Genomic DNA, 15780 nt, shown 5'->3' on the forward strand with positions numbered 1-15780 from the left:
TCGCGCGAGCGCGCGACACCTGCGAGGAAACACGGCGGAAAGCAAAACCAGCGATACAAATAGAAGCGGCGTAACCCGGCACAAGCCGGTGTTACGCCGTCGAGGTTCCCGCGCGCGTCACGCGCGCCCGCGCTTCTTAATGACGATAGTACGGGTGCCCGTACCAGCCGCGATAGTAGCCACGGTAGCCGTGGTAGTAGCCACGATAATAAGGATGGCCATAGCCGTAATAGCCTCCGACCACCACTGGAGCCGGGGCGACGACAACCGGCGGCGCATACACCGGCGGAGGCGGCGGCGCGTAATAGACGGGCGGCGGCGCCGCGTACACCGGATAGGCCGGCGCGATCGGCACCCCAAGGCCGATACCAACGGAAACACCTGCCTCAGCAGCGCCGGCAAGTCCCAAGCCGAGTGCGGCTGCAACGACGAATGGAACGATCTTTTTCACTTCTATTCTCCTAGCGCGGCCTGCCAAGGTCGCCGACTGCGCATGCCTCGCATGCTGTGGAAACAATGTATCTAAAAAGCCCCGGCCGAACTGTTCGCATTTGTTGCAAATTGCAAGGGCAAGTCGAAGCGTTTTGCCGGGCGCCGCACGTGCGCGCCCACGCGCCGCCGCGGCGACAGCCAAAGGAGCCGTGAATCAAGGCGTTGCCCGCGAGCGACGGGCCGCGGCTCATAGGTCTGATCGAACGCGAGGGGCTAGAGTTCGCGCATCGGTAAACTTTAATTACAAATTCGCTTCAATCCTGACAGACAGGAGGAATTTCCCAATAAAAAATGCCCGGCTCAATGGCTCGAGCCGGGCACTTTCTCACCTGCGAAGACCGCGCGACTAGCCGACCTTCACGTACACGAATTCGCGGGACACATTGGGCGGCACGTATGCGCCGCTGATCCGCACGCGCGGCGTCAGGCGCTTTTTCTGATCCCACCAGCGCCGGCGCTGGGCGTGCGTCAGGAACCGCAAGTGTTTTCGGTAAGAAAAAATACTCATCGCTACCCTCCCGATTTTCTGACTACGAACGAAGTACGAAAATACGACCGTCAAAACCGGCTCATCGACCACTGTTCCTGTCACTACGATTGTGAGCAGTTTTCACACCCGTGGGCGTCGCGCCGCCCGATGACCGACCGGTGGCGCCATATCGCCCGCAAACTCATCCGACGACAGCTGTCGAGCCGCGCAAGGGGCAGGATCGCGCCCGCGCTTTGCGGATGCGAGATACTGCTGCTTTCCCGTTCACACGATCCGTCTGGAGCAGGTGACCATGTCCCAGTCTTCCTTGCCGCGCGTCGGCTTCATCGGCGCGGGGCGGCTTGCGCGCTGTCTCGCGCTCGCGTTCGCGCGCGCCGGCTACCCGGTCATCGCGGTGGCGAGCCGCTCGGCCGATTCCGCGCGCCGGCTCGCAGCCCAGTTCGCACACTGCACGGCCTCTGACGACCCGCAACAAGTCGTCGACGCCGCCGATATCGTTTTTTTAGCCGTTCCCGACGACAGCATCGGTACGACAGCGCACACACTCCGCTTTGGCGGCGATGCGGCAAGCCACCCCGGCAAGGCGCTCGTGCACTGCAGCGGCGCGTCGCCGGTCGAATTGCTGGCGCCGGCGCGCGATCAGGGCGCGGCGATCGGCGGCTTTCATCCGCTGTATCTATTTAGCGGCGAGCTCGCCGATCTCGAGCGGATCGCCGGCTGTTCGGTGACGATCGAAGCCGACGGCGAACTGAAGGAGACACTGACCGCGCTCGCGCTCGCGCTGCGCTGCCATCCGCTGTCGATTCCGCCGGGCGGCCGCATGCTGTATCACGCCGCCGCGCACTACGCGGCGAGCTTTGCGCTTTGCAGCCTCGCCGAATGTGTCGCGTTGTGGCGCACGCTCGGCTTCGCCGAGGACGATGCGCTGCGCGCGCTTCTGCCGATGCTCGCCGGCACGATCGAAACGGCGCGCGACAAGGGCCTGCCGAACGCGCTCGCGGGGCCGGTATCGCGTGGCGACACGGGTGTCGTCGAGAAGCAGCTGGCGCTGCTCGAAAGCTTCGACGGCGACCATGCCGCGCTCTACGGTCTGCTGACGCGCCGCGCGGTCAACCTCGCGCGACGGCGTACCGCGCCGCCCGCGACGATTGAAGCGATCTCCGAAGCTGTGGAAGAATCGCTGGGCCGCTCGCTGAATCAGGCGACAGCAGGTGCAAGCGTCAAGTAAGCCGTGATAATGTGACGTCCGGCGCGCCGGGCGAAGCAGATGCGAACCACGCGACGACCCGCGCCGCGCCGCGGGATCAACAGACGAGAACGCACAATGATCAAGGTCAGCATCCTCTACCCGTACCGGGAAAATGGCCGCTTCGACATGGACTACTACTGCGCGACCCATATGCCGCTCGCGGCGAAGCTGTTCGGGCCGGCGCTGAAAGGCTGGTCGGTCGACGCGGGCCTGAACGCCGGGCCGCCCGGCACGCCGCCTCCTTACGTGGCCGCGGGCCACTTCCTGTTCGACAGCGCGGACGATTTTTATGAAGTGTTCAATGCCGCGTCCGAGCAACTATTGGCGGATATCCCGAACTACACGGACGGCGGCAATGGCACGATCCTGATCAGCGAGGTCCGGACTTCGGTGTGATGCCGGACAGACAACCACCGGCAGGCGGTGCGCAATGGCGTCGAACCTCCGGTTGGCTAACCAGGTAAATCCAGAAAACCGCCGGCGCGCACCGATCTTGCGACGCCGGCAGCCCGCGGCCCGCCGGTGGCCGTTATCAGAAGCATAAGGACCCGAGATGTTTGGCGATATCGCCCGTTTTCTGCTCAATACCATTTTCACGCTGTTCGGCGCCGCGCTGCTGTTACGCGCGTGGCTGCAGGTCGTGCGCCTGCCGCCGTACAACCCGGTCTCGAACGCCGTGCTGCAGGCGACCAACTGGATCGTGCTGCCGCTGCGGCACATTCTGCCGAGCACGCGCAGGATCGACTGGGCGAGCGTGGCCGCGACGCTGATCGCCGCGATTATCTACGTCGTCCTGATGATCGTGATGACCGGCGCCGATCCGCTGACGCTCGTGCCGACGCTGCTGATCGTCGCGGTGCTGACCGCGATCAAGTGGGCGCTCAATCTGGTCATCTGGATGACGATCCTGATGGCGCTGCTGTCGTGGCTCAATCCGCGCTCGCCGGCGATGCCGATTCTCTATCAGCTGACGGCGCCGTTTCTGAATCCGCTGCGCCGCGTGCTGCCGAAATTCGGCGGTATCGATCTGTCGCCGATCCTGCTGTTCGTGATCGTGCAGGTGCTGCAGATGGTCGTCACGCGCGCGGCGGTTCAGCTGACTTATTTTGTGATCTGAGCTGATCGCGCTCGAGACGCCGCCGCTTGCGACTGCATGAGGCGGCGTTTTCTTGTCTGCTGATCGTAGTGGCGGCTTCGACCGCCCTCAGGCGGTCATTTCCGGATCGCCAGGCTCGGTCGCGAGCCGTGGATCAGAACGTGCTCCAGTCACTCTGTGCTGCCTCGGCCGCCGCCACGCGCTCGCGCGCAGGCACAGCCGCCGCGGCCTGAGGCAACGCCGGCTGGTCGACACGCACGCGCGCCGACGCTCGAGTGGGCGCCGGCAAGGCCGCCGCAAAGGCACGGCTCTCCGCCGTCCGGAACACCGACACCGTCTGCTTCATCTTGCGCGCCTGCGCTTCGAGCGATTGCGCAGCCGCCGCGGCCTGTTCGACGAGGGCCGCGTTCTGCTGCGTGGTCTCGTCCATCTGCGTGACGGCCTGGCCGACCTGGTGAATGCTGCGGTTCTGCTCTTCGGAGGCCGTCGCGATCTCGTCGACGATATTCGACACGCGATGAATCGCGTCCTTGATATCGGCCATCGTCGTGCTGACTTCGGCCGCCTGCTGCGTGCCGCCCTCGATGATCGCGACCGACGTCGTGATCATCTCCTTGATCTCCTTCGCCGCGCTGGCCGAGCGCTGCGCGAGGTTACGCACCTCGCTCGCGACCACCGCGAAACCGCGCCCCTGCTCGCCCGCGCGCGCCGCCTCGACCGCCGCGTTCAACGCAAGAATATTGGTCTGGAACGCGATGCCTTCGATCACGCCGGTAATCTCCGAGATCTTCGTCGAGCTGCCGCTGATCTCGCCGATCGTGCGCACCATGCCCTCGACCGCCGTGTTGCCGGTGTTGACGACCTGTGCGGCCTGAGTCGCGAGCGCGCTCGCGTTTCGTGCGTTGTCGCTGTTGCGGCCGACGGTCTGCGTCAACTCCGACATGCTCGCCGCGGTCTGTTCGAGCGAAGCGGCCTGCTCTTCGGTGCGAGCGGACAGATCGATGTTGCCGCTCGCGATCTGCTGCGAAGCGATGCTGACCGACTCGGCGCTTTCGCGGATCGAGCCGATCGTCGACGCGAGACGCTCCTGCATGTGCGCGACCGCGCACAGGATGCTGCGCTCGTCGGCCGCGCCGGTGTGCAGGCGCTGGCTCAAGTCGCCGCCCGCGATCTGCTCCACGACCTTGGCGACTTCGGCCGGTTCGCCGCCGATCTGCCGCACGACCGCCCGCGTCACCAGCAGCCCCAAGCCGATCGCAATCGCGACGCCGACGAGCGCGCAGCTCGCGATCCACCAAGTCACCGAGCGAACCATGCCGACGCCGTTCGCGACGCGCTGTCTGGCCAACTCATCCCGCACGTCCGACAGCTTGATCATCAATGTGCGCAGCTTGACGTGCAGCGGGTCGGTGGTCGATTTGAGCTCGGCGAGCGCGCCGGTCTGATCGCCCTGGTCGGCCAGCGCCATCACCTTCGCGACCGAGCTCATATAGGCCGGATAGGCGGCGTCGAAGTCGCTCAGCAATTGCTTTTGCGCGTCGGTGGTCGCGTGCTTGCGCTCGTAGTCGAACGCCGCCAGGATCGCCGCTTCACCGCCGTGATTCAGGCGCACCGTATCGGCGCGACCCGCCGGCTCCGGATTCAGGATGTACGAATAGAGGCGGCGGAAGTGCGAGGCCGCCTGCCATGCGGCGGTGCCGTCGTCGCGCACCGGCACGAATTCGCGGTCGTACATTTCGGTTTGCATTGTCGCGACTTCGCGCACCTTCAGCACACCGACCGTGCCGACGATGGCCGTCACGAACGCGCACAGCATCAACGAGCCGACAAGCCTGTGGCTCAGTTTCAGATTGGAAAACCACTGCATCTTGGGAAAGTCTCTTGAACAGGATGGGGAGCGCCGGGGGCGTGCCGGCTTGCGGGTGTGCAAGCGCACGGTGTTGGGCAGCACTCGGGTTAACGGCAGGCGCAGACGCCATCTGAAGACGCGCGCTGTTCTGGCCGTCAACGCGAACAGGCGGGCGGGCTGTTCGCGCGAACCATACCCCTGCCCAAACCGCCCAAAAGCCTGTAAAATTGCGAGCTCCGCGGGCGTCGTATAATGGTAATACCCTAGCTTCCCAAGCTAGAGCCGTGGGTTCGATTCCCATCGCCCGCTCCACTTTCCTGCTGAGCATTCAGCGGAAGCAAGCAAGAGCCGCCTCCCTGAAGGCGGCTTTTTTGTAGTGGCAACGGCCCGGCACAGCGCGCAAGCCGCGCAGCCCTCACCCTTGCAGCAGCATCGACGATGATCCACGATCCAAACGACTCCGGTCTCCCGGACGACTCCCCGACTCCCACGAGCGCAGCAGACCAGTCCACCCGCGACGAGACGAACGACTTCGACGGCACGCCCAGTGCGACGCCGGCAGACACGCTTCATCACCGCCGCATCCGCAGCTTCGTCACGCGCGCGGGTCGCGTGTCGACCGGCCAGCGCCGCGCGCTCGATGAGTTCGGCCCGCGCTTCGTCGTGCCCTACACGCCGCAGCAGCCCGACTGGACCGGCGTGTTCGGCCGCGAAGCGCCGCGCGTGCTGGAGATCGGCTTCGGCATGGGCGCCACCACCGCGGAGATCGCCGCGCAGCGTCCCGGCGACGACTTCCTCGGCGTCGAAGTCCACGAGCCCGGCGTCGGCGCGCTGCTGAAGCTGATCGGCGAGCAGTCGCTGACGAACATCCGCATCATCCAGCACGACGCGGTCGAAGTGCTCGAGCACATGATCGCGCCCGACAGCCTGGACGGCGTGCACATCTTCTTCCCCGATCCGTGGCACAAGGCGCGCCACCACAAACGCCGGCTGATCCAGCCGAAGTTCGTCGCGCTGCTCGTGTCGCGTCTGAAGCCGGGTGCGTATCTGCATTGCGCGACCGACTGGCAGAACTACGCCGAACAGATGCTCGAAGTGCTCGGCGCCGATCCGCTGCTCGAAAACACCGCCAACACCTACGCACCGCGGCCCGACTATCGTCCGGTGACGAAGTTCGAGCGGCGCGGCCTGCGGCTCGGCCACGGCGTGTGGGACCTGGTATTCCGCAAGCGCGCCGCCGCATAACGCGACGAAACGGCAAGCCAACGAAAAAAGGTCCGCATTCGCGGACCTTTTTTCGTTGCACGGCCAGCCTCAATCGGCCCAGCTCAACCCACCGCTATAACCGATCAGCAGGATCAGCAAACCGAAGCCGATCCGATACCACGCGAACACCGTGAAGTCGTGCGACGCGACGTAGCGCAGTAGCCAGCGAATGCAAATAAACGCACTGACGAACGCAGCGGCGAAGCCGAGCGCGAAGCTGCCGAGCGCGTCGGTGGTAAGCAGATTCCAGTCCTTGTACAGCTCGTAGGCGGTCGCGCCGAAGATGATCGGGATCGCGAGAAAGAAGGAAAACTCGGTCGCGGCGCGGCGCTCGATGCCGAACAGCATGCCGCCGATGATCGTCGAGCCCGAGCGTGAGGTCCCCGGAATCAGCGCGAAGCACTGCGCGAGGCCGACTTTCAGTGCATCGAGCGGGCTCAGATCGTCGATGCTGCGCACTCGCACCGCCGCGTCGCCGCGCGCACGTTGACGCGCCTCCGCCCACAGGATCACAACGCCGCCCGCAACCAGCGCGAACGCCACCGGCACCGGCGCGAACAGCGCCTCCTTGATCGACTTTTCGAACAGCAGGCCCAGCACGACCGCCGGAATCGTCGCGATGATGACGTTCAGCGCGAAGCGGCGCGCTTCGGGCCGGTTCGGCAGACCCACGATCACGTTGCCAATGCGACGGCGAAACTCCCAGCACACCGCGAGAATCGCGCCGAGCTGGATCACGACATCGAAGGTCTTCGCGTGCTCGTCGGAGAAATCGATGAGACTGCCGACGACGATCAGATGCCCGGTGCTCGACACCGGCAGGAACTCCGTCAAACCCTCGATCACGCCGAGAATCAGCGCTTTGCAAGCCAGTAGCCAGTCCATCCGTGCCCCTTATCGCAGTTGGTTGTCGCAACGAAATGGGCCGGCACGGTCATGACTCGCACGCGCGGCCCTCGTGGCCGCGCGTGCGAGTCATCTTTCGACGATCTGCACGCGTATGCCGTTTGTAAGGATGGTGATTGTACCGGGTTCGTAATGGACGCCGGCAAATTGCAGTTGCTCGGGCTTGAACGTGTAGATCGGATAGTTGGTCAGCAATTGGGTCGCGAGCAGCGCCGCGGCCGCGTTGATCTGCTGCGTGTACATCTGCGCCTGGCCGTTCACGCTGACGTTATCGACACTCGGCGACTTGAGGATCACCGAACGGCTCGCCGCGTCGTAGGCAAGTTCACTCGACAGCGTGAACACGCCATCGACCGGCGCTTGCAGGAACGGGCTGGCGAAACGGGCGTCGAGCTTCACCTGCACGCGGTTCGCATCGGGCAGCATGCCCACCACCGGATTGCTCAGCGCGACGTCGAACACCTGCGACACCGTGCGCTGATACGGGAATTTGCGCTGCACGGCCTCCTGCACCTGCTTCTGCGAGAACGTGTATTGCGACGGCATGAACGGAAACGTCGGGCTCGCGCAAGCCGCGAGCGACACGGTGATGCCAAGCACGCTGCAGCCGGTCAGCGCGGCGCGCAGAAAGCGGCGCCGGGCCGGCGCTGCGGGTCGAGTCATGCGAAATCTCCTGTGGAAGCCCTTGCGGACATCGGCTTGCGTTGGCTTTGAGGTGGGTGATGGCGCTTATCGCGTGCCGCGCATCATGGAAGCGATGCCGGATCTGTTTGCACCTCGAGTTGCTTGAGCCACGCGAGCGCTTCACTGCGATTCGCGCCGCACATCTCCTGTTGCGGCTGCAGACCCGAGCAGCATGCGGGCCGCTCCGGCCGCCCGAAGATCGCGCAGCGCAGATCGTCGCCGAGTTGCACGCAGCGAACGCCCGCCGGCTTGCCGTTGGGCATGCCCGGAATCGGACTCGAAATCGACGGCGCGATACAGCACGCGCCGCAATCTGGACGGCACGCGTGATCGTCCACTCGTGCGCTCTTCAACCTTTGATCCACGTCATCTTTCCTGAACTCAAACCTTGGCAACGCGTTGCCAGACCCGCATTGTGCCACTGCCTGTCTGTGCGACCTTTTTACACAAACGGAGCCCGCAGGCGCGCATTTAAACTGAAAAATCCCGAATGGCCATGCACACGCGATACGCCGCGAGAGCCGCCCACCGTCCGATACCGCTCATGTCCGTAGCCGACACCCTGTTCCGCCCCGACCTGCTCGCGCGCTACAGCGCGAATGGTCCCCGGTATACGTCCTATCCGACCGCGCCGCAGTTCCGCGAATCGTTCGACACGGCCGACTATCGCCGCGCCGCCGCCGATCCGGGTGCCGCGTCGACCGATCTGTCGCTGTACTTCCATATTCCGTTTTGCGACACCGTGTGCTTCTACTGCGGCTGCAACAAGGTCGTGACGAAAAACCGCGCGCACGCGCGGCCGTACCTCGAGCGGCTCAAACGCGAAATCGGCTTGCAGGCTGCGTGTTTCGATACACAGCGGCCCGTGTCGCAACTGCATTGGGGCGGCGGCACGCCGACGTTTTTGTCGCATGACGAGATGACGGAATTGATGGCCGCAACGCGCGAGCACTTCAATCTGCTGCCCGACGATCAAGCCGAATGTTCGATCGAGGTCGATCCGCGCGAGGCGTCGCCCGGCACGATCGCACTGCTGCGCCATCTCGGCTTCAACCGGCTGAGCCTCGGCGTGCAGGACTTCGATCCGCGCGTGCAGCAGGCGATCAATCGCATCCAGCCGTTCGAGATGACCGCGTCGGTGATGCAGGCGGCGCGCGCGCACGGTTTTCATTCGATCGGCGTCGATCTGATTTACGGCCTGCCGCATCAAACGGTCGCGCGCTTCAGCCGCACGCTCGACACGATGCTCGAACTCGCGCCGGACCGGCTGTCGGTGTTCGCGTACGCGCACATGCCGCAGCTCTTCAAGATGCAGCGGCAGATGAATGCCGCGACGCTGCCGTCGAGCGAGGTGCGGCTCGCGCTGCTGCAACGGGTGGTCGAACGGCTGACGCAGGCGGGTTATGTGTATATCGGCATGGATCACTTCGCGCTGCCCACCGACGAGCTCGCGCGCGCGCAGGCGCAGCGCACGCTGCATCGCAATTTCCAGGGCTATAGCACACGGGCCGAGTGCGATCTGATCGGCTTCGGCGCCTCGTCGATCGGCAAGGTCGGCGACGTGTACGCGCAAAACGCGCGAGAGCTGCCCGCCTACACCGACGCGATCGACGCAAGCCGGCTCGCGATCGCGCGCGGCATCCGCCTGTCCGCCGACGACCGTCTGCGGCGCGACGTGATCACGCAACTGATGTGCAACCTCGAACTGCGTTTCGACGAATTCGAAGCGGCGTACGGCATCCACTTCGCCGACACGTTCGCGCCGGAGCTCGCGCGTCTGCGGTCATTCGAGGACGACGGGCTGGTCTCGCTCGGCACGCGCAAGCTCGAAGTGCGGATGGCCGGTCGCATGCTCGTACGCAATCTCACGATGGTATTCGACCGCTATCTCGGCGAGCAGACACTCCCCCGGTTCTCGCGCACGGTCTGAGGACCGCTCGTTGCGAACGCGCTGTGGCGGGTGAAGGCAATCGGCTTGCCCGTCGAGCGATTTTCGGCCATAATCTGCGTCTTCCTCGCGCGCTGAACTTCTGATGCGCGCTGCAGTATCTGCCCAGGTGGTGAAATTGGTAGACGCAGGGGACTCAAAATCCCCCGCCGCAAGGCGTGCCGGTTCGATTCCGGCCCTGGGCACCAAACAAACACTCTTCAACCGGTTTCAACGGTTCCCCACAAAGCCCCGACAGCCAGCGCTGAGCGGGGTTTTTGTTTGCTGTGGTCTCCAACGTTTCACCAGCGATTACAGCCGCCATCAGGGGGTCGTTTGGCGTGTTGCCACGATCCGTACACGAAGCCGGGTGAAAAACTTCGGAAGCTGTACGGCGGCGGCCTGCTGCTCGTCACGCCAACGAGCAACAAGCGATGCATTTTCAAGGACCGTTTTGCCGGAAAGCTACGGGTTCCCAAGCGCACGCGATATCAAGCGCCCGATGAGTGAAGCGGCTATCAATGCCACGCTTCGACGGCTTGGCTCCGATGCGCGCACGGAGATAACCGGCCACCGCTTCCGGGCGATGGCGCGCACGATCCTGCATGAAGAACTGGAAGAGCCCTTTCCGTTTCTGCCTCACGGCAGCGGAAGCTTGCTGTCATCGAGCCGGCGCGGAGGATTGGCTCCCCAACGTGCTCTTATCTGTTCCGGAGTCTCGGGAGGCCATTTCACGCCCATGCTGATGATGCGATCCCGGATTTTGACCAGCTTCCTGTAGGCCGCTGAATCAGGCGCGAAGGTATTAATGTCGTCCCATATCCCTAGTGGGAATGACTCGCCGTTAATGTTGTAGGTGCTGGGGTTTGCCCCATGGTCCAGCAGGTAGTCAATCTGATCTAGTGCGCGATTTGCCAGCGCTTCATACAGCACAGAATTGCGCAACGAATCGCGTCGGTTTAAATCCGCGCCGCGCTCCACCAGCAGCTTCAGTGAGGCGGATGTCGACTCTCCTGCAACAAAGAAAATTAATGGATCTCCCTTGTAGACCAGATTAGGATCAACGCCCGCGTCCAGCATCGCGCGCAGGAATTCCGGGTGGGAGCTGTTGAGCAGGACCCCGAGGGGGCTGCCAAAATCCGGTACGGCCTGCAAGGGATCGGCCCCGGCCCTCAGCACCTCCGACGCAACCGCAAGCCGATGCGGGTCGCGCTGCAACGCCTCCTGAAACGCAAAAAACAGCATCGTCATGTTCTTGCGCCCAGGCGTGTTCAGGTCCGTCTTCGGTGCCAGTCGCGTGACCTGCTCCATGTCACCGCGCTCGATGGCCTGCGCCAGTTCGAGTTGCGGGCCGCTAAAGAAATCAGTGGCGGGAAATTTTTTCATTGCATGAACCACAGGAGATAGCGCCAGTAACAGCACCGGCACGATAAGGATTCGGCTGAGTGTTTTCATCGCTTTCAGCCTCGTTATGACAGTGTTTCAAGTACGGAGATGTCTTCCGCCTTCTGCTGCTCGATGCCGTCTATTGCCTGCGTGATGAAGTGCCGCGACACGGGCGAGCCGCTGCCGGGAAGGAGATAGGGAGTTCCGACTGCACCGGGCAGGGGAGTCCACGTCTGTACCACGGTCAGAATGTCGCCATTCACATGGTAGGCATTGATGTTCGATGGCGTGACCTGGCCGCCGTAGTGTTCGACCGTCTTCGGGTGCAGGCCGGCGGCGTTGAAGCTCCAGCAGTCCTTGCCGCTGGCCAAAGAAGCGGCAGAACACAGACCGCCGCCTAGCGAGTGTCCGGCAATATCAATTGGTGCCTGTGTGCGGCGCATCTTCCATCCAATATCTACGGCTCGCCTGTAGTAAGGCGATGTCATATCCGCGCTCTGGTTTAAGTTGTTCGACCAGTCGCTCAGGCTCGTCATTTCGGTTCCCTTGAAGGCGAGTGTCGGATTCATATCGGCACCGAAGACCGCCGCATCCGGTTCGTATAGCTGCGCCCTGAAGTTCGCGCCTTCGATTTCCAGGTCTATTGGCTTCAAACCGTACTGCCGTAGAAATCCCGTATCCCCGCTGCGGTTCGCCCACCCTTCGGGCACCGGCCCGGACGGCTCGTAGACATGATCGGAGAGTCTGGCCTTCTCCACCGCGACATTGTTGCGTGCGAGCCGTTCAGCCGCCGCCCGCACGCGCCCGGACATGGCCGCATTGCCCGTCGCAATCAGCGCCTTGCGCGTCTGCCACCGCTGCGCCTTGGTCAGTGCCTGTGGTATCTCGATGTGTGGCGATGTCGCCCTGGCTGCGCGCGCAGCGGCTAACTGGGCTTGCCAGGTGGCCGGATCATACTCGACGGACCGAATGGGTTCGCCGTCCGGATGACTGCCGGTCCTCGCTACGGGATTCCTTAACGGCGTGCTGCTGTAGGGTGACGGAAACAGGCCATTACGCGGACCTCTAATGGCAAGCAGTTTGCCCCGGCGAACCTCTTCGAGAAGAGCAACGATAACCCACCATCCATCGGTGTCGGGGTTACGGTGCCGCGCCCTATGGAAAAACAGCCGGCCACTCTTCTGGATGCGCCTGACCAGCTTCCGGTCCTCCTCCCACGCCCTGTAATTCAATTCGGCAATAGCAAGAAACTCCCGGGTCTCCGCCTTGGCCTTCGGAAGGTCTGCGGCCTTGCCGAGGCACGCCTTATAGCGCCACTCGTCACAGATGACATAACAGGCACCCGATGGCCGCTGGCAGAACAGCTCCACGGAGTGCATCTCAAATACGGACAGGGACATAGGTGTGTCGTTGGTCTATCTGAAATCGCTGCCGGAGTTGACAGCAGTCAGATAATTACCGTGCGACAGGCAGTCCGTACATGGGCGACCGCCCAAAATCTCCGCCTTCCGAAGAAACAGAAAAGCCCCCGCAAGAACATGGAGGCTCTCCGCGCCCGCAGGCTCACGAACTTTGCATCCTGCTCCGCGAGCAGTTCTCTCATTCCCATTGCACCTTCATGCAAAGCTCTTATGAGGAGCCGCGCCACACCAGGATCGTTCATCCAGGCTGGTAAGCCCGCTCTCGCCATCCCACTTCTGGCGGTGGAAAGTACCTTGCAACACAGAGCAGGTAAATGATCAGCGCCGCGACCGTGTACGACACAAACCGCGCCGCGAAGAACAGCAAGACCACGACGACCGCGACCAGCAGCATCTCCAGTCTCGGACCGAGCGCCGACAACTGCACGTCGCGCGCTTCAAATGCGGTGCCCAGCAGAATCAGCAACGGGATCAACGCGAGCACCATGTGGATCGGCTCGAGGATCGGATAAGCCACGAGCATCGTCATCGAGGCGAGCGCGTAGTCGATGCGGCTGTCCCGATGGCGGCGAAACACCAGATACGCGGACAGCAGGCAAGCAGTCAGCACCAACGCATGCGAGACAATCGACAGCAACGTACCGGACATCGGCATGCCGAGCGTCGCCGATAGCGTCTGCAACGCGCCCCGCACGGTGTTGTTCATCGGCGCGCCGCCACCGCTCATCGCCAGTGCCATGCCGTTCAGTCGCGGCATGTCCGACACGAAGTAGTGCCACAGAACGTCGAAGCCGAGCCGCGCTCCGGTAATCAGCGTCAAGGCAATCGCAACGACGCTCGCCATCACGAACGTCCGCCATTCGCGGCGCAGCATCAGCAGACCGGCGACGGCGAGAGGCGTGAGCTTGATCGCGATCGCGAAGCCGAGAAAAAGTCCAGCGGCGTAGCCTTTGCGACGCTCGATCAGCGCGAAGGTCGCAACCAGCAGGAAGAACAGCAGTTCGTTGGACTGGCCGTCGTAGGTATCTTCGACGAGCGGAAAGCTCAGCAGCGCGACCGCCACCAGCAGCAGGCTAACGCTGCGCTCGGTGCCGCGGTACGCCATCGTGACGACGAGATACAAAGCCAGCGCGAACAACACGATCGACGCACTCACCCAGACGATTTTCGCGACGAGCGGCGTCAGCAGCGCGAGCGGCGCAAACACCAGCGCGAACTGCGGCGGGTAGGCGTAGAAGATGTCGTCGCCCGTCGAGCGCGCGCCGATGCCCTGCAAGAACGCAATCAGCGCGTCGTGATCGTACAGGCGCGCCGGGTCGTGCAGCACGACGTTGAACGCGTACAGGTAGAAATTGAAATCGCCGAATGCGTCCGGCACGTTGCCACGAAACTTCGCGACGACGTGCAGGATGCGCAGCGCGAGGCAGGCTACCGCAATCAGCAGAAGGAGCGCGGCACCCGCGCCGAAGTTCGACCTGGTCCGTACCGCGCCTGCGTTGAACATGGTGTCTCTCCGCGCCGGCTTCGTGCCGGACGACCGGACAGAGATTACCGGTTCGCAAAAATCGATCTGTGCGCTCGCCCACACGGGAGCGACCTATGTGGGGAACTTCGCCGCGTGAAGATCAGCTCGCAATCCCCACGCTAGCGCGAGTCGCCTCGCGGCGCCGCTTGATCACGTAGCCGCCCCACATCAGCACGAGCCATGCCGGCACCAGCCAGACCGAGACCGACAAGCCCGGCGTCAGCGCCAGAATCACGAGGATCAGCGCCATGAACGCGAGGCAGATCCAGTTGCTGAGCGGAAACCAGAACGAGCGGAACACCAGCGTCTCGCCCGCGGCCACCATCGCCTTGCGCGACTTCAGATGCGTGAGGCTGATCAGCGCCCAGTTCAGCACCAGCGCCGCGACCACCAGCGACATCAGCAGACCGAGCGCTTCGGCCGGGATCACGTAGTTGATGATCACGCATGCGAACGTCGCGAGCGCGGACAGACCGATCGCCAGATACGGCACGCCGCGCCGGTCGACCTTCAGCAGCGCGCGCGGCGCGTTGCCCTGTTCGGCGAGACCGTACAGCATGCGGCTATTCGCGTAGACGCCGCTGTTGTACACCGACAGCGCCGCGGTCAGCACGACCACGTTCAGCACGTTGGCGGTCAGTGACGAGCCCATCTGCGAAAAGATCATCACGAACGGGCTGCCGCCCGCCGCCACCTCGTTCCACGGATACAGCGACAGCAGCACCGCGAGCGAGCAGATATAGAAAATCAGGATCCGCAGGATCACCTGATTCACGGCCTTCGGAATGCTCTTCTGCGGCTCCGCCGCCTCGGCCGCCGTAATGCCGATCAGTTCCAAGCCGCCGAACGAGAACATGATCACCGCGAGCATCATGAACAGGCCGTGAAAGCCGTGCGGGAAAAAGCCGCCGTGACTCCACAGGTTCGCGACCGTCGCCTGCGGGCCGCCGTGACCGCTGATCAGCAGATAGCCGCCGAACACGATCATGCCGATCACCGCCGCGACCTTGACGATCGCGAACCAGAACTCGGTTTCGCCGTAGGCCTTCACGTTGGCGAGATTGATCGCGTTGATAATCGCGAAGCACACCAGCGCCGACAGCCATGTCGGCACGCCCGGCCACCAGAAATGCACGTAGGTGCCGACCGCGGTCAGCTCGGCCATGCTGACGAGAACATAGAGCACCCAGTAGTTCCAGCCCGACAGGAAGCCCGGGAAATCGCCCCAGTACTTGTATGCGAAGTGGCTGAACGAGCCGGCGACCGGCTCCTGGGCGACCATCTCGCCGAGCTGGCGCATGATCATGAACGCGATGACGCCGCCGATCGCGTAGCCGAGGATCATCGACGGACCCGCGGCCTGCAGCACGCTGGCGGAGCCGAGAAAGAGTCCGGTGCCGATCGCGCCACCCAGCGCGATCAACTGGATGTGACGATTCTTGAGCCCGCGCTTCAGGCCCTCTTGCTGCGTTGCACTATTCATTACGCC

General features: G+C 63.6%; 15 protein-coding genes, 2 tRNA genes and 1 pseudogene. 8 read left to right on the top strand and 10 right to left on the bottom strand.

The window, feature by feature from the left end; genetic code table 11:
- Positions 1–136: 136 nt before the first annotated feature.
- Both AB4Y34_RS07720 and AB4Y34_RS07725 read right to left on the bottom strand, forming a co-directional pair.
- Complete coding sequence (locus AB4Y34_RS07720; RefSeq protein ID WP_176105294.1) at positions 137–451, bottom strand: hypothetical protein; 315 nt, start codon at positions 449–451, stop codon at positions 137–139.
- 387 nt (positions 452–838) lie between these two features.
- Positions 839–1000: a hypothetical protein gene (locus AB4Y34_RS07725; protein WP_013090236.1), complete on the bottom strand. Its 162-nt coding sequence runs from the start codon at positions 998–1000 to the stop codon at positions 839–841.
- Between the two features lie 274 nt (positions 1001–1274).
- Between AB4Y34_RS07725 and AB4Y34_RS07730 the strand changes: the two genes are divergently transcribed.
- The 3 genes from AB4Y34_RS07730 (at position 1275) to AB4Y34_RS07740 (ending at position 3348) form a co-directional block, all read left to right on the top strand.
- A complete protein-coding gene (locus AB4Y34_RS07730) occupies positions 1275–2210 on the top strand; it encodes a Rossmann-like and DUF2520 domain-containing protein (RefSeq protein WP_368715700.1) in 936 nt (311 codons plus the stop codon).
- A gap of 96 nt (positions 2211–2306) precedes the next feature.
- Entirely contained in the window at positions 2307–2627 is a 321-nt protein-coding gene (locus AB4Y34_RS07735; protein WP_176381201.1) for an EthD family reductase, read from the top strand.
- Between the two features lie 157 nt (positions 2628–2784).
- Positions 2785–3348 (top strand): YggT family protein, encoded by a 564-nt coding sequence (locus tag AB4Y34_RS07740; protein ID WP_176105291.1) that lies wholly within the window; start codon positions 2785–2787, stop codon positions 3346–3348.
- Positions 3349–3481: 133 nt separating this feature from the next.
- On the opposite strand, the gene AB4Y34_RS07745 is transcribed toward AB4Y34_RS07740, so the two are convergent.
- Positions 3482–5194, bottom strand: a complete 1713-nt coding sequence (locus tag AB4Y34_RS07745) for a methyl-accepting chemotaxis protein (protein WP_368715701.1) — start codon at positions 5192–5194, stop codon at positions 3482–3484.
- Positions 5195–5414: 220 nt separating this feature from the next.
- Here AB4Y34_RS07745 and AB4Y34_RS07750 point away from each other — a divergent pair.
- Positions 5415–5488, top strand: a tRNA-Gly gene (locus AB4Y34_RS07750).
- 126 nt (positions 5489–5614) lie between these two features.
- Positions 5615–6421 (top strand): tRNA (guanosine(46)-N7)-methyltransferase TrmB, encoded by an 807-nt coding sequence (trmB, locus tag AB4Y34_RS07755; RefSeq protein ID WP_368715702.1) that lies wholly within the window; start codon positions 5615–5617, stop codon positions 6419–6421.
- A 69-nt stretch (positions 6422–6490) separates the two neighbouring features.
- Here the strand turns inward: trmB and AB4Y34_RS07760 are convergent, their stop codons facing one another.
- From AB4Y34_RS07760 to AB4Y34_RS07770, 3 genes are all read right to left on the bottom strand, one after another.
- Positions 6491–7327, bottom strand: coding sequence for an undecaprenyl-diphosphate phosphatase (locus AB4Y34_RS07760; RefSeq protein WP_176381198.1), 837 nt, complete (start codon positions 7325–7327; stop codon positions 6491–6493).
- Positions 7328–7417: 90 nt separating this feature from the next.
- Positions 7418–8011, bottom strand: coding sequence for a DUF1439 domain-containing protein (locus AB4Y34_RS07765; RefSeq protein WP_176381197.1), 594 nt, complete (start codon positions 8009–8011; stop codon positions 7418–7420).
- A gap of 83 nt (positions 8012–8094) precedes the next feature.
- Complete coding sequence (locus AB4Y34_RS07770; RefSeq protein ID WP_368715703.1) at positions 8095–8397, bottom strand: YkgJ family cysteine cluster protein; 303 nt, start codon at positions 8395–8397, stop codon at positions 8095–8097.
- A 179-nt stretch (positions 8398–8576) separates the two neighbouring features.
- Here AB4Y34_RS07770 and hemN point away from each other — a divergent pair, with 179 nt between their 5' ends.
- The 3 genes and pseudogenes from hemN to AB4Y34_RS07785 form a co-directional block, all read left to right on the top strand.
- A complete protein-coding gene (gene hemN / locus AB4Y34_RS07775; protein ID WP_368715704.1) occupies positions 8577–9962 on the top strand; it encodes an oxygen-independent coproporphyrinogen III oxidase in 1386 nt (461 codons plus the stop codon).
- 121 nt (positions 9963–10083) lie between these two features.
- Positions 10084–10168, top strand: a tRNA-Leu gene (locus tag AB4Y34_RS07780).
- A gap of 257 nt (positions 10169–10425) precedes the next feature.
- Positions 10426–10581, top strand: a pseudogene (locus tag AB4Y34_RS07785) (integrase); the annotation flags it as partial.
- Between the two features lie 17 nt (positions 10582–10598).
- On the opposite strand, the gene AB4Y34_RS07790 reads toward AB4Y34_RS07785, so the two are convergent.
- The 4 genes from AB4Y34_RS07790 to AB4Y34_RS07805 all read right to left on the bottom strand — a co-directional run bounded on the left by AB4Y34_RS07790 (position 10599) and on the right by AB4Y34_RS07805 (position 15774).
- Positions 10599–11414 carry an ankyrin repeat domain-containing protein gene (locus AB4Y34_RS07790; RefSeq protein ID WP_368715705.1) on the bottom strand — a complete coding sequence of 272 codons (816 nt, stop codon included), beginning with the start codon at positions 11412–11414 and terminating at the stop codon, positions 10599–10601.
- A gap of 14 nt (positions 11415–11428) precedes the next feature.
- On the bottom strand, positions 11429–12745 hold the full coding sequence (locus AB4Y34_RS07795; protein ID WP_368715706.1) for a hypothetical protein: 1317 nt from the start codon (positions 12743–12745) through the stop codon (positions 11429–11431).
- A 259-nt stretch (positions 12746–13004) separates the two neighbouring features.
- Positions 13005–14270, bottom strand: coding sequence for a glycosyltransferase family 87 protein (locus AB4Y34_RS07800; RefSeq protein ID WP_176381192.1), 1266 nt, complete (start codon positions 14268–14270; stop codon positions 13005–13007).
- Positions 14271–14391: 121 nt separating this feature from the next.
- A complete protein-coding gene (locus AB4Y34_RS07805; RefSeq protein ID WP_176381191.1) occupies positions 14392–15774 on the bottom strand; it encodes an amino acid permease in 1383 nt (460 codons plus the stop codon).
- Between the last annotated feature and the right edge of the window lie 6 nt (positions 15775–15780).

The organism is Paraburkholderia sp. BR10954, from assembly GCF_040965775.1.
Lineage (GTDB): Bacteria > Pseudomonadota > Gammaproteobacteria > Burkholderiales > Burkholderiaceae > Paraburkholderia > Paraburkholderia youngii.

Bases quoted from the DNA above. Each gene is read 5' to 3' on its own strand.
- AB4Y34_RS07725 (WP_013090236.1), bottom strand. From the start codon at position 1,000: ATGAGTATTTTTTCTTACCGAAAACACTTGCGGTTCCTGACGCACGCC.
- AB4Y34_RS07730 (WP_368715700.1), top strand. From the start codon at position 1,275: ATGTCCCAGTCTTCCTTGCCGCGCGTCGGCTTCATCGGCGCGGGGCGG.
- AB4Y34_RS07735 (WP_176381201.1), top strand. From the start codon at position 2,307: ATGATCAAGGTCAGCATCCTCTACCCGTACCGGGAAAATGGCCGCTTC.
- AB4Y34_RS07740 (WP_176105291.1), top strand. From the start codon at position 2,785: ATGTTTGGCGATATCGCCCGTTTTCTGCTCAATACCATTTTCACGCTG.
- AB4Y34_RS07745 (WP_368715701.1), bottom strand. From the start codon at position 5,194: ATGCAGTGGTTTTCCAATCTGAAACTGAGCCACAGGCTTGTCGGCTCG.
- trmB (WP_368715702.1), top strand. From the start codon at position 5,615: ATGATCCACGATCCAAACGACTCCGGTCTCCCGGACGACTCCCCGACT.
- AB4Y34_RS07760 (WP_176381198.1), bottom strand. From the start codon at position 7,327: ATGGACTGGCTACTGGCTTGCAAAGCGCTGATTCTCGGCGTGATCGAG.
- AB4Y34_RS07765 (WP_176381197.1), bottom strand. From the start codon at position 8,011: ATGACTCGACCCGCAGCGCCGGCCCGGCGCCGCTTTCTGCGCGCCGCG.
- hemN (WP_368715704.1), top strand. From the start codon at position 8,577: ATGTCCGTAGCCGACACCCTGTTCCGCCCCGACCTGCTCGCGCGCTAC.
- AB4Y34_RS07790 (WP_368715705.1), bottom strand. From the start codon at position 11,414: ATGAAAACACTCAGCCGAATCCTTATCGTGCCGGTGCTGTTACTGGCG.
- AB4Y34_RS07795 (WP_368715706.1), bottom strand. From the start codon at position 12,745: ATGTCCCTGTCCGTATTTGAGATGCACTCCGTGGAGCTGTTCTGCCAG.
- AB4Y34_RS07800 (WP_176381192.1), bottom strand. From the start codon at position 14,270: ATGTTCAACGCAGGCGCGGTACGGACCAGGTCGAACTTCGGCGCGGGT.
- AB4Y34_RS07805 (WP_176381191.1), bottom strand. From the start codon at position 15,774: ATGAATAGTGCAACGCAGCAAGAGGGCCTGAAGCGCGGGCTCAAGAAT.